This window comes from Streptomyces sp. NBC_00080, assembly GCF_045041255.1.
Lineage (GTDB): Bacteria > Actinomycetota > Actinomycetes > Streptomycetales > Streptomycetaceae > Streptomyces > Streptomyces coriariae.
In genome coordinates this window covers 9,298,564-9,311,973 of record NZ_CP108235.1, presented here as the reverse complement: position 1 = coordinate 9,311,973, position 13,410 = coordinate 9,298,564, and the positions used below count along the sequence as shown (strand labels likewise).

Annotated in this window: 7 protein-coding genes; 3 read left to right on the top strand and 4 right to left on the bottom strand. The window is 70.2% G+C overall.

Annotated features, from left to right (window positions below):
• Positions 1–266 precede the first annotated feature (266 nt).
• Complete coding sequence (locus OHU34_RS41545; protein WP_230196111.1) at positions 267–1,898, top strand: alpha/beta hydrolase; 1,632 nt, start codon at positions 267–269, stop codon at positions 1,896–1,898.
• Between the two features lie 14 nt (positions 1,899–1,912).
• Positions 1,913–3,538: an alpha/beta fold hydrolase gene (locus tag OHU34_RS41540; RefSeq protein ID WP_405771575.1), complete on the top strand. Its 1,626-nt coding sequence runs from the start codon at positions 1,913–1,915 to the stop codon at positions 3,536–3,538.
• Between the two features lie 361 nt (positions 3,539–3,899).
• Here the strand turns inward: OHU34_RS41540 and OHU34_RS41535 are convergent, their stop codons facing one another.
• Positions 3,900–4,676 carry an alpha/beta fold hydrolase gene (locus OHU34_RS41535; protein WP_230196109.1) on the bottom strand — a complete coding sequence of 259 codons (777 nt, stop codon included), beginning with the start codon at positions 4,674–4,676 and terminating at the stop codon, positions 3,900–3,902.
• Positions 4,677–4,787: 111 nt separating this feature from the next.
• On the opposite strand from OHU34_RS41535, the gene OHU34_RS41530 reads away from it, so the two are divergent.
• Positions 4,788–5,615: a helix-turn-helix domain-containing protein gene (locus OHU34_RS41530; RefSeq protein WP_405772538.1), complete on the top strand. Its 828-nt coding sequence runs from the start codon at positions 4,788–4,790 to the stop codon at positions 5,613–5,615.
• A gap of 249 nt (positions 5,616–5,864) precedes the next feature.
• On the opposite strand, the gene OHU34_RS41525 is transcribed toward OHU34_RS41530, so the two are convergent.
• The 3 genes from OHU34_RS41525 to pulA form a co-directional block, all read right to left on the bottom strand.
• Complete coding sequence (locus OHU34_RS41525; RefSeq protein ID WP_142268354.1) at positions 5,865–6,512, bottom strand: dihydrofolate reductase family protein; 648 nt, start codon at positions 6,510–6,512, stop codon at positions 5,865–5,867.
• Between the two features lie 743 nt (positions 6,513–7,255).
• A complete protein-coding gene (locus OHU34_RS41520; RefSeq protein ID WP_142268355.1) occupies positions 7,256–7,603 on the bottom strand; it encodes an alpha-amylase in 348 nt (115 codons plus the stop codon).
• Positions 7,604–8,004: 401 nt separating this feature from the next.
• Positions 8,005–13,311, bottom strand: a complete 5,307-nt coding sequence (pulA, locus tag OHU34_RS41515; RefSeq protein WP_405771570.1) for a pullulanase-type alpha-1,6-glucosidase — start codon at positions 13,309–13,311, stop codon at positions 8,005–8,007.
• Positions 13,312–13,410: the final 99 nt, after the last annotated feature.

Genomic DNA, 13,410 nt, shown 5'->3' with positions numbered 1-13,410 from the left:
CGCCGCCTGCCTCGGGCATACGGCCCAGCGACCACCGCCGGAGCAGGGGGGCTCCCCGCCCCCGCCGACCGGGTGACCGGGTGACCAGGTGACCGGGGACAGCCCCCGGTCCGAGGCGGGGCTGCTCCAAGTGGAGGCGACGAGTGGTGCGAGCCCCGGCCCGATCGCAGGCTGACGTAGCGCCCTGCCCGGCCGTGCGGCGGGGCGCAGCCATGCCAACCGTCCCCCGGCCGGAGCGGCCAGGGACGTCAGAGAGACGAGATCACATGGCGGAACACGACATCGGTCCCGGGGCCCTGGCCTCCCTTTCCGGGGCCGGGACACCCGTACGGAGCCGGGCTCGACACACCCGTCCACGACTCGGCCGCAGGACACGTACGAAGGCGGCGCTCCTCGCCGCGTGTCTGGGTGTCCTCGGTGCGGTCGGGACGGCGCCGAGCAGCGCCCGGTCGACGCCTGCCGGCGGGCCGCGGCCCGAACATCCGGCGCGATTCGTACCGGGCCCCTGCCCGCAGACGCCCGACCCGGTTCCCGGGCGGTGCGGCTTCCTGGAGGTCCCCGAGAACCGCGAGCGCCCCACGAGGCGGACCATCCGGCTGGCCGTCGCCATCATCCCGGCAGCGTCGAAGAAGCGGGCCGCCGACCCCGTGGTGTTCATGGAGGGCGGTCCCGGCGGAGACGCGTTCGGAGCCATCCCCTTCCTGATCGACTCCGACGTGAACCGCGACCGCGATCTGATCGTCGTGGCCCAGCGCGGCGCCCTCCACTCACAGCCGAACCTCGCCTGCCCGGAGATGGACCGGTTCAACGCGACCGCCGTCGGCCTGCCCTACGACGCGCCGTCCACCGGACGAGGGCTGGTACGCGCGGCGAAGGCGTGCCGGGACCGTCTGACGGCCGAGGGCAACGACCTCACGGCCTACAACACCACCGAGAACGCCGCGGACTTCGCCGCCCTCCGCAAGGCCCTGGGCATCAAGAAGTGGAACGTCTACGGCTACTCCTACGGCACCGACCTGGGCCTCACCTACCTGCGCCGGCACCCCCAGGGCATCCGCTCGCTGGCGATCGACTCGGTCGTACCGCCACAGATCGTGAGCCTGCCGTGGGCCTGGGACAGCGCCCAGGAGGGGATCAACGCGATCTTCGCGGCGTGTGAGGCCCAGCCCGCCTGCAAGTCCCGCTACCCGCACCTCTCCCGCACGCTCACGCAGCAGGTCCGGCGGCTGGAGGCGAACCCCCTGACGCTGACCGTGCCGCCGCCCGGTGGCGGAACCCCGGTGAAGGTCGTCCTCGACGGGGGCACGCTGGTGAACCTGCTGGTCACCAACGGCCGACTGGTACCGTCCGTCGACGTCCCCGCGGCGCTCTACGAACTCGCCGCCGGCAATCCGGAGCGCCTCGCGCGGGCCCAGGCCGCCGGCGCGACGCCCGCCATCGGCGAGTTCGCCCACGGGCTGACGCACTCGGTGGCCTGTGCCGAGTGGGTCCCGGGCTTCTCGAAGCGCGACGTGCTGAAGGCGGGCCGCCGGGCCTTCCCCGGATGGCCGGACTCGGTGCTGGCCCACGCACCGCAACTGCCCTTCGAACACGACCTGTGCCGTGTCTGGAACGTCCCGGACCGCACCGCGGTCCAGCGCGTGGCCACCCGCAGCAAGGTGCCCGCGCTCATCATCACCGGAACCTTCGACGCGAAGACCGGGGCCAGCTGGGGGCCGTTCACCGGCCGCACGCTCCCCCGCTCGACCGCGGTGGTGATTCCCGGGATCACCCACTGGGTGGTGCCGCAGAACCCCTGCGCCGCGTCGGTGCTGCTCTCCTTCCTGGCGCGGCCGACCGCGCCCGACACCGGCTGCGTGCCGGGAGTCCGACCCAAACCGTTCACCATCGTCCCCTGACCGGAGTACGCACGATGTCCACTGGTACGACCCCCAGCCGGCGTCCCGCTCGGCGGCTCCCGGCAACGCTGGCCGGCGCCACGGCCGGCGCCCTCGTCGTCGGCCTCGCCGCGATGCCCGCACACGCCGGGTCCGGCACAGCCGACCCGATCGGCACGGCCGCCCGTACGGTGGGCGATGCCCACTTCGAACCGGGCCCCTGCCCCAGGACCGCGGACCCGATCCCCGATCTCGCGCGCGCCCGCTGCGGCACCCTCACCGTGCCCGAGAAGCGTTCCCAGGCCAAGGGGCCCAAAGAACCCCAGGGATACGGGGGCCACCACGGACGCACGATCACCCTCGCCGTCGCGATCATGCCCGCGGAGCGCAGCCGTCCGGCGCCCGATCCGATCGTGTGGCTCGCCGGAGGCCCCGGCGACGACGCGGTCTCCGAGATCCCGATGGCGCTCGCCGGCCACCTGAACCGCGATCGCGACGTGATCTTCATGTCCCAGCGTGGCACCTACTCGGCCGACCCGGAACTCACCTGCCCGAACATCGACCGGTTCAACGCCCGCGCCCTCGGCCTCGTGTCCAACGCGCCGTCCACCGGGCGCCTGCACGTCGAGGCGACCCGGGCCTGCCGCGACCGCGTGGACGCCCAGGGCGCCGACAGCAGCGCCTACAACGACATCGAGAGCTCGGCGGACTACGACGCCCTGCGCAAGACGCTGGGTGTCAAGAAATGGAACGTCTTCGGGATCTCCTACGGCACCCACCTGGCGCTCAACTACATGCGCCTGCACCCGAAGGGCATCCGCTCGGTCGGCATCGACGGCGTCCTGCCGCCGTCCATCGCCGGCGGGGCCGTGACCTGGAAGGCCGCCCGAGAGGGTTTCGACGGCCTGTTCAAGGCCTGCGAGAAGCAGCCCGCCTGCAACACCCGCTACCCGCGGCTGAAGGCCACCTTCCTCCGCCTCGTCAGTGAGCTGGAGGCCAAGCCGATCACCACCACCGTCACGGTCCCGGTCCACCCGGAGCCGGTGAAGGTCGTGCTGGACGGGGCCAACCTGGTCGCGTGGCTGACCTCGGCCACCCACGTGGCCGCCGGGGTGCCGCGCTCCATCGACGAACTGGCCCACGGCAACCCACAGCGGATCGCCGAGCAGCTCGCGGGCGGCAAGTACAGCCCGCAGGCCATCGGAAGGGTCGCCCACGGGCTGGTCTACGGCGTCTTCTGCAGCCAGTGGACCCCGTACGAGAGCCGGGCCGACATCATCCGGGGCGGACGCCGCGCGTTCCCGACGTTCCCCCGATCGATGCTGGCGAACGCCCCGCAACTCGCCTGGCTCCACGACGACTGCCGTGCCTGGGACGTACCCCCGGCGCCCCCGTCGGTCCGGGACGTGACCCGCAGCGACATCCCGACCCTCGCCCTGTCCGGCGGGTTCGACGCCCAGACGGCGCCGAGCAATGGGGCGTACGTCGCCCGTACGCTGAGTCGCTCCACCGCCGTCACGGTCCCCTACGTCGCGCACGTGGTGTTCGCCGACTCGCGGTGCGCGCAGACGATCACCACGTCGTTCTTCGCCCGTCCTACCGCGCCGGACACCGGCTGCCTCGCGGGACTCCAGCCACCGCAGTTCGAGATCGCACCGTAAGGCGCTGGCCGGCCACCGCCTCCACGGTGCCGGAACCGACGGGGCCCGCATCCTCCGACGTGGTGGATGCAGGCCCCGGTCGTGCAGGCCTGTAGTCCGACAACACCATGCCGGTGTGACTGCTGCTGTCGGTGAGGGTGCCACGCCCTGACACCGGCTCGCGTCGGGCGGGAGGGGGCAGGTCGGCCCATGCGATGCTCCGGCCGTCACGGCTGGACGGCGGACCGGCCGCTGACGGATCCCGCCGCCGACGCCCTTGAGGATGTGCCGGGTGCGCAGCAACGCGGGAGGGTCGGCCTTGGCCTCGTGGTGTCGGGCGGGTGATCGGGGGCACAGCCCGTCGCCGGGCCTACGGGGACGGTCAGGCTGCCGGCGCGAAGGCCGTGATGGCGTCGACGAGGTCGGCCGGGGCTTCCAGCGGGATCAGGTGACCGGTGTGCGGAACCACCACGAAGTCGACTTGGGAGAGGTAGGGCACCAGATTGTCGCGGAGCACGTCGACGGGCTCGACCTGATCGTTCTCCCCGGCCACCACGAGAGCGGGAACGCTGACCACGCGCGTCTGCTCGGTGATGTCCTGCGCGATGCCGCGCAGCGGCCACTCGGTGCGGGCGGCTTCGTTCACGGTCCGCGAATCGGTCACGATCCGCGCCTTGACCGGAGCGGACAGCTCGGTCGCGGTGAGGATGTGATCCCGTGCCCCGGCTACGGACTCGGCGGAGTCGTAGGCGTGCGACAGGGCTTCCTGGTACTCGGGGGTGATCTGTGCGGCGGGCTTCGCCGGGCCGGAGCCGACGAGGACGATGCCGCGCAGGCCGGCGGGCCGGGTGGCCGCGACCAGCTGTGCGACCTTGCCCCCCATCGAATGGCCCACCAGGACGTAGTCGGTGACCCCTGCATCGGCGAGCACGGCCAGCGTGTCGTCGGCGAGCTGACCGAGCGTGTAGGGGCCGGGCAGAGCGCTCGACCGGCTCCACCCGCGGAAGTCGACCGCGAGCACGTCACGGCCCGCCAGGCGGTCGACGACCAGGTCCCACGTGCGGGCGGAACCACCCCAGTAGTGCAGGAACACCAGGGTCGGCCCGGTACCCGGCCGGTGGTCGTAAACGGGCAGAAGCGTCTGCTGCGTCGTGTTCATGATGGCTCTTCCGGTCGGTGTTCTGAGTGATTGCCCCGTGTATTCATTGAAACTTCCGCTCCCGGACGGGGCATCGGCGTGACTGGTCGCCCGATGGTGAAAACTGGACACATGAGCGTGATCCGGCAGATGACCTACCGACCCGGGGGACACCGCGCCGCCTCGGTCGAGACGATGACGTTCAGCCGCCTTCGCGAGCTGAACGACGGCGGCACGCAGCGCGCCGACTTCCATGTCCTCGCCATCGTCGACGCCGGATATGGCTCGGTCACGGTGGATTTCCTCCACCACCCGCTCAAGAAACGGTCCGCGGTGTGGGTTCCTCCCGGCGCCGTGCACCGGTGGGACGACATCGCCGATGTGGCAGGGCACCTCATGCTGTTCGTGCCGACAGCACCGGTCACGAACGCCACCCGGGAACTCGTCGCATCCCCGGACCCGGCCGCGCACTGGAGCATTCCCGACGCCGACTGGCTGTTCGTCGACACGGCGCGCAACCATCTCCTCCTCGAGACATCCGCCCCACCCGGGCAGTTCCCGACGGAGCTGCCCGAAATCCTGCTTTCCGCGCTCATCGCCCGGCTGCGCCCACCGCACGCCGAAGCACGGTTCACACATCCGGTGTTCCGGTTGTTCCGCTCAAGCGTCGAAGCGCACTTCCGTAACCACCACGACGCCGGCTACTACGCCCGTGCTCTGGGATATGCGCCCCGCACCCTCTCCCGAGCGGTGCAGCAGGCCACAGGCCGCACCGCGAAGGCGTACATCGTCGACAGGATCGTCCTCGAAGCCAAAAGACTCCTCGCGCACGACCGCCTCACCGCGGCCCGCTGCGCCGCCACGCTCGGCTTTCCCGACGCATCCAACTTCTCGGCGTTCTTCCACAAGGCGACGGGCATGCGCCCGGGCGCATGGCAGGCGACGGTAGCCATCGAGTGAGGAGGGGCAGCCACAGGGGACGCGGCCCTACGGCCCGTTCACGTCGGCACGACGGGGCGGCGCCGCCCGCACGGCCACCACAACCTCGCCGCGCGCACACCACGCCGCCCCGTCCTCGCCAGCTGATCCGAACGGCAGGCTTGCCGGCTGCTGGCGTCTCTGAGCGCGCAGGACCCCTCCACCCACGCCGTCAGTCTTCGCCGGGAAAGCCCACGTCGGCCGTATGGAGGGTCCCGGTCACCTCTTGTGTCATCTGCGCCAGAAGAGGTGGTGCGTCACACCGCTCGGGCTCGGCACGACCTCCATGTGGAACCGGTCCAGCAGTTGGTCGGGCGAGTCCCACAGGCGTAGCCCGGATCCGAGTTTCACCGGTGCGACGGCCACATGGAGGGTGTCGACAAGGTCGGCGTCGAGGAACTCCCGGATGGTGCTCACGCCGCCGCCGAGCCGGACGTCCATACCCTGCGCGGCTTTTTGCGCCTGCGCGAGGACGGTGGCGGGGTCGCCGTCCACGAAATGGAATGTGGTGTCGCCGAGCGTGAAGGACGGTCGCTTGTGGTGGGTCAGGACGAACACCGGCGTGTGGAAGGGCGGCTCGTCACCCCACCAGCCGCGCCATTCGTGGTCGTGCCACGGGCCGCGCTGGGGTCCGAACTTGTTGCGGCCCATGATCTCGGCGCCGATGTTGTGGCTGAAGTCCCGGGTGAAATAGTCGTCCAGGCCCCGGCTTCCTCCGGGCTCGGTGCGGTTGGGCCAGCTCGCCGTGGCGCCGGCCCAGGCGAAGAGCTTTCCCGGATCGATGTGGTGGCCGAAAGGCCGCTCCAGGCTCTGGTCCTCGCCGGCGGCGACACCATCGCTGGAGATCGTGAAGTTCTGCACTCGCAGCAGCTGATCCATGAGTTCCCTCATCAGGTCCTGTCGCATCCCCATAGGGCGATGCGTCCTACACCAGGATGTCGAACGGGACGGGGCTGGATCGACAGCGGCACCCACGCATTTTCCACAGTGTGCCCCGCCCGAGCCTTGCCGGGGGTCGTCGGCCCGCTGGTGTCGCGCGTGCGGCCAGTACGGGGATCCGGGAGGCAGTCGCCGCGGCGTCGAGGTCGACGGCGCAGGCCTGAACCGCATCACCCGCATCCGGCACGCCGCCGCCCCTCCCCCCGCCGCCGGACCCCTCGGCGCCGACACACCAGCCGGCCGAACCTCCCACTCCCCCCTCCATGACGCCTGTTCTGTGACACCCGGCAGCCGCCCACCACTCGGTTGGCGGACCCCCGGTGGATCCCCTTGCTGAGCGCTGCTGTCCCACTGCGACGGCGGGGCCCACCGCGCCTCCCGGCTCCCCCCGGGAGAGCACGCGGCTGCCCAGGGGCAACTGGTGCAGGCCTCGGGCGCCCCTCGTAGGCTCGAACTGCTCAGGGCCTGCCACGGAGGTCTGCGATGCCCCGAACCATCTGGTCCGGCACCATCAGCTTCGGCCCGGTCACTTCTCTGAACCAGTCCCACCCGGTGGGCGCCGACGCCCGGAGGACAACGGCCGAGCTGCTGAACGCCCGGCAGGCGCTGCGCAAGGCAGGGCAGTGCGGGCCCCGACCGGCGGAGCGCCCGACGGCGGCGGTGACGCCTCTTGAGCGGTGCCGTCAGACGCCGCCATCGGCCTCGCACAGCGCCGTGCCCAGAACCTCGTTGCCCCGGGTGCCGTAGCCCGGGAAAGTGAGCCTGTCGCCGGGAAACGCCACACGGCAGGGGACCTCGGTCCCGTCGCGGTACACGACCGTCACGGTGTAGGCGCTGGAGCAGCCGTTGGTGACGAAGGTATACCGCCAGTCGGCAGTGAAGCCCACGCACTCGGGTGCGCCGACTTGGCCCTCCACGCCCTCCAGGGACGCGGCGTCGGTCGCCGCTGCCGGCGTTGCCAGGGACAAAACCACCGCGGAGGTCAAGAAAGTTGAACGCAGAAACCGCATCATCGCACTGCTTCCCTTCATTTGATGAACGGACGCCTCCAGCGTACGAGGACCCGAGAGAGCATGAAAGACTTTGCGGCAAGTTTCAGAGTTTTGCGGTTCCTCTTTCAATGACCGGCGACTGACGCCTCACCGCCTGAAAGAGCAGGTCAGGACACGACGTTGACGATCCGTCACCTTCCTGCCGTTCGCCGCTGGGAGAGTGGCCGGCCGACACGAACGCCGCTGCCCGTCGAGAAGATGGCAGGACTTACACCTGTCACCGTGCCCGGAGCCGTCGAAAGACGAACCCGTTCCCTCAGCGAGCGAAGCGGCCGCGACGAGGCCGAAAGGCATCCGTCCCCGGTGTGCCCGGACGCCGTCCCCGCACATGAACGTGCCCGTGCCGGGCGACCGGCACGGGCACGTCGTCCATCGTTCTGTCAGCGCTTGAAGACCGCCACCGAACGCCCCGGCACCTCGAAGACGCCTGTGTTCTTGGTGTAGGTGGCCGTCCTGACCACGCGGTCGGCACCGCGGGCCTGCACCGGATGCAGCCGGTAGTCGCTTCCGGCCGACCCCGGCACTCGTTGGGTCTGGCGCTCGGCGGTGGCGTTGAAGACGACGACCAGGTCGCCGAGTCGCATCGTGATCACCCCTGGTGTCTCGTCACGACCGGACAGCGGGAAGGACAACGCCTCCTGTACCTGCTCGGCCGTGGTCAGTGCGAACGACTTCTCCGTCGTCCGGATCCGCAGCAGGTCGCGATAGGCGGCGGAAGCTCCCTCGATCTCCTTGCACCCCGGTGCAGGTGCCGACCTGAGCAACGGCCTCGCATACGGCCATTTGGCCTCGTTGGCCGCCGCGACCGGCAGACCCCGGCCGAACCCGTTGCCGTCCCGGCAGTCCCAGTGGACGGAGTTGAACCAGTCCCCGCTGTTGAAGGAGTCCCGGTCCAGTGACTTCGAGCGAAGAAGGTCGGAGCCGGCCTGGGAGAGCGCGGGACCCTGCGAGAGCGCCGCGGTCGCCATCGCGAGCACCTGCGTCCGGGCGCGGTCGGACACGGACGTGTCCGACGGCAGTTTGTAGGCGAGCGCGTCGTACAGGGTCTCGTTGTCATGGGCATCGGCGTAGGCGACGGCGTCTCCGGGCGCCTTCGCATAGCCGGCGGGGCTGCCGTTGTAGTCGACTTCGGCGCCGGTGACCTCCTTGCCGCCGGTGTCGGTGAAGCGGTAGCCACCGAGGTTGCCCGACAGACCGACCTTGATGAGGTCCTGGTAGTGCAGCAGCCGGGCCTTCTGCTCGGCCGACGTGCCGTTGGCGTCGGAGGAGTTGGGATCGGTGTACAGACCGCTCGCGAAGCCCTGCACTCCCGGGTCCTCGTCGAACGGCGAGCCGCCGCGCACGGCGTCACGGGCGCGGTCGGAGAAGGTCGCGACACCCGTCCCGGCCATGTTCCGCTGGGTGGCCTGCACGAACCGGGCGTCGTCGGCGACCTCGCCGAAGTTCCAGCCCTCGCCGTACAGGATGATCTTCTTGCCCTCGACACCGTCCTTCTTGAGGGTCAGCGCGTCCAGCGCCTTCCGGACCGCGAGGATGTTGGCCTTCGGGTGGTGGCCCATCAGGTCGAAGCGGAAGCCGTCGACCTTGTACTCCTTCGCCCAGGTGACGACCGAGTCGACGACGAGCTTGCCCATCATGGCGTTCTCGGTCGCGGTGTTCGCGCAGCAGGTCGAGTCGGCGATGCTGCCGTCGGCGAGCAGTCGGTGGTAGTAGCCCGGCACCACCTTGTCGAGGACCGAGGCGTCCGCCTGGCCACCCGCGACGGTGTGGTTGTAGACGACGTCCATGACCACTCGCAGGCCGTCCTCGTTCAGCGCCTTCACCATCTTCCGGAACTCGACGGTGCGCCGTGTCCCGTCCGGGTCACTCGCGTAGGACCCCTCGGGAACGGTGAAGTGGTACGGGTCGTAGCCCCAGTTGTAGGCGTCCTTCGCGGCGCTCTTCGCCACGCACGCCTGCTGCTCGGCGGAGTCCGCCGCGTAGGAGGCAAGGTCGCATCCGGGCGTCGCCCGGTCGGCGGCCTTCTCCGGCACGGTCGAGAAGTCGAAGACCGGCAGCAGGTGCACGTAGGAGGTACCGGCCTCGGCCAGCGCGCGCAAATGCCGGCTTCCCGCCGAGTTCTTCTCGGTGAAGGCGGCGTACGTGCCCCGCTCGGCCGCCGGGACGGTCGAGTCCTCGGCGGAGTAGTCCCGCACGTGCAGTTCCTGTATCTGCGCGTCCTTCAGCGGAACGGCTTCCGGTTTGTCCAGCGTGGACCACCCCTTGGGTGCCAGGGACTTGTCGTCCAGATCGACGACGAGACTGCGGGCGGAGTCGGCGGTCAGCGCCACCGAGTACGGGTCGGTGACCTTGTTGGTGACGACCTTGCGGACCGAGGGGGCCCACACCGTGACGGCGTACCGGTACGGCTTGCCGGTCCAGTCACGGGAACCGGTCACCGACCAGACCCCCGTGTCGTCGTCCCGGCGCATGGGGACGCGCTTGCCGTCCAGGTCGAGGGAGACGTTCCGCGCCGTGGGAGCCCAGACGGACAGAGTGGGCCTGCCCCGGTCGAAGACGGGCCCGAGGTCGGCGTTCCGCGCCGTGCCGTAGAGGTCGTCCAGCACACCGGGGATCTGGACTCCCGTCGCCGCGAGCAGTGCCCCGTTGGCGGCACGTTGGGTGGCGATGACCTGGCCACGCAGCGCGGTGCGGATCCGGTCACGGTCACGCGGGTCGACCGTGAAGGCCGGGTAGTCCTTGAGATGCGGATACGTGCTCTTCTGCGCGTCGCTGAGGGCCGTCGGCGTCAGCCGGAGCCAGTGACCCTCGTGGGACAGGGCGCCGTCCTCGACGGTGATGTCACCGTCGGGCGCGTAGACGAGCTGCTGGCTGGTGGCGTCGGTGGCCTTCACCTTCCACACCACCGTGTCCGAGTCGATCCACTGGGCCTGCGAGGTGCCGAGGTCCAGGTCGGGGGCGGCGCCCACGGTCGGCAGCAGGTAGTCGCTGTCGCCACCGATGAGCCAGACGTCCTTGCCGTAGGTGGCGAAATCCAGGGACCGGTCGCCGGCGATGTCCTTCTCGTCGCCCTTGTGGACGATGTAGCTGAGGGACGTCGCGCCGTCGGCGAGGGGCACCTCGAAGGTCGCTCCGAAGGCGTCCTCGGCGACCGGCCGCAACGGCTTGGACCAGTCCGTCGGGTTCGCGGCGCCGGTCCAGGTGTGCAGGCCCCAGCCGTCGTAGTCACCGTCGGCGCGGTGGTAGTGGATGACGGCCTTCTTCTCGTCCTGCGGTGGATACGCGCCCTCGGGTGCCGTCACCGCCTGCCCGTCCTCGCCCTGCTCGATCCAGACCTCACCCGTCTTCGCCGTCTCGACCGTGCGCTGCGGGCCGTCCGCGGTGCCGTCCTTCTCGACGGTGTACGTCACGTCGGCGGCCCCGTCGTCGAGCTTCACCCAGGCGAAGGCCCCGTAGGCGTCGCGACCGGTGAAGTCCGCAGTACCCGCCGACGACTTGAGCTGCCAGCCGTCGTAGTCGCCGTCCGTCCGCTTGTAGTGCACGACGGCGTAGTCACGGTCCACCGCGCTCGGCTCGGGTTCGGCAGGCGGTTGTCCCGCGGTGGTCGTGGCGGTACTGCTCGCGGTGTGTCCGGCGCTGTCGACCACGACGGCCTTGTAGCGCAGCGCCGTCCCGGCCTGCACCGTGTCGGACAGGTGCTGGGTCACCTTGTAGGGGGCGTGGTCGGCCGAACCCAGCGTCTTCCAGGCCCCGTTGCCGACCTGCGCGGCGAAGACGACCCGGTTCAGCTGTCCGCCGTCCACGTTCGCGGAGATCTCCACGTCACCGGTCGATCCGACGGCCGGCGCCTGCACCGACACCGAGGGCTTGGAGGCCGGGGACGCCAGCGGCTTCGCCGCCTTCAGCACCACCGCGGACAACGCCGGGACCTCCACGGTCACCTTCTTGTCGGCTCCGCTGGTGACACGCGCCGACGATCCGTACAGGCCCCGGAAGTCCATCCCCGCCGAATACGTCGCGACCTCGACCGTGCGGGCCTGGTCGGCGTTGTTCACGGCGACGACGTACTCCACCTTCTGCTTCGGGTCCGTGCGGGAGAACGCGTACACGCCCTGCCCGTCGTCCGCGTACCGCTCCTCCTGCACACCGTCACGCAGCGCCGGATGCCGCATCGTCAGCTTCGACAACGCGGCGATCGCCTTGTACAGCGGGTGCGTCGGGTCGTACGCGTCCGACGCGTGGGTACGGTCCGTGCCGATCTCGTCGTCGTCCAGGTAGTCCGCCACCTTGGAGGCGAACATCGTCTGCCGGGCGCCCTTGTCGCCGCCCGGGCCGGTGAAGCCCTGCTCGTCGCCCGCGTAGATCACCGGGTTGCCGCGGGAAAGGAACATCAGCTCGTGCGCGAGCCGGTCACGGCGCAGCAGCTCGGCGTCGGACGCGTCAGGGTTGTCCTGGCTGATGAAACTCCCGATGCGGCCCATGTCGTGGTTGCCGAGGAAGGTCACCTCCTCGTACGCGTTGGCCTTGTCGGTGGTGTAGCGGTAGTCCTGGGCGAGGACGTCGGAGAGCGCGTCGGCCGGCTTGTCCTGGGAGGCGTAGCCGCGGATCGCGTTCTGCAGCGGGAAGTCGAGCGTGGCGTCCAGTCGGCCCTGGGTCACATAGGGCGCCGTGACCGACGGGTCGGAGGAGAGGGTCTCGCCGAAGACGAAGAAGTCCTCGCGCCCCTTCTTGGCGGCGTAGGCGTCGATCGCCGTGGCCCACCGGGTCCAGAACGCCATGTCGACGTTGCGGACCGTGTCGACGCGGAAGCCGTCCACGTCGAAGTCCCTGACCCACTTCTGGTAGATCTTCTCCAGGCCCTCGACGACCTCGGGCCGTTCCGTCCACAGGTCGTCGAGACCGGTGTGGTCGCCGTAGAGGCCGCTTTCGCCGACGAAGGTCGAGTCGCCCCGGTTGTGGTACATGGTCGGGTCGTTCAGCCAGGCCGGGACCTTGGCCTCGCCCTCGTTCACCACGGGCGTGTACGGGAAGCTGTCCTCGTCGACCTTCCGCATGCCGGTGGTGTCGTCGAAGGGGCGGCCTTCGGTGTCGAGGTAGGGGTAGGCGCCCTTGGTGCGGTAGGCGTATTTCTTCTCGGTGTTGGTGACGGTGTCGGCGGTGTGGTTGGTGATGACGTCGAAGAAGACCTTCATGCCCTTGCCGTGGGCCTTGTCGATCAGCTCCGCGAGCTCGGCGTTGGTGCCGAAGTGCGGGTCGACCTGGGTGAAGTCGGTGATCCAGTATCCGTGGTATCCGGCGGACTCCCCGCCGCCCTGCACCGGCTTGTTCTTGAAGATCGGCGCCATCCAGATGGCGGTGGTGCCGAGCCCCTTGATGTAGTCGAGCTTCTTGATCAGGCCTTTCAGGTCGCCGCCCTGGTAGAAACCCTTGTCCGTCGGGTCGAAGCCCGTCGTGGTCCGGTCTCCGGTGAGGCCTCCGCGATCGTTGGCCGTCGAACCGTTGGCGAACCGGTCGGGCAGCAGGAAGTAGGACTGCTCTCGGGTGAGGTCGTTTCGGGCCGGCTCGGCGGCCAGCCGGGCGTCGGACGGCGGCGCGGGCGGGCGGGAGCCCGCGGACGCCGACTGTGCCGTGGTCAGCGTCGTGGCCAGCAGGGCGACCGCGACAGCCGCGGCGGTACGGCCGGTCATGCGGCGTGCCACGGGGGTTCGACCCGTCAGTGCCGTGCGGTCGCGGTTCACTGCCGCCACGCGGTCGTCGCCCGTCACGGTGTCCGTGCCGGGCGTGAG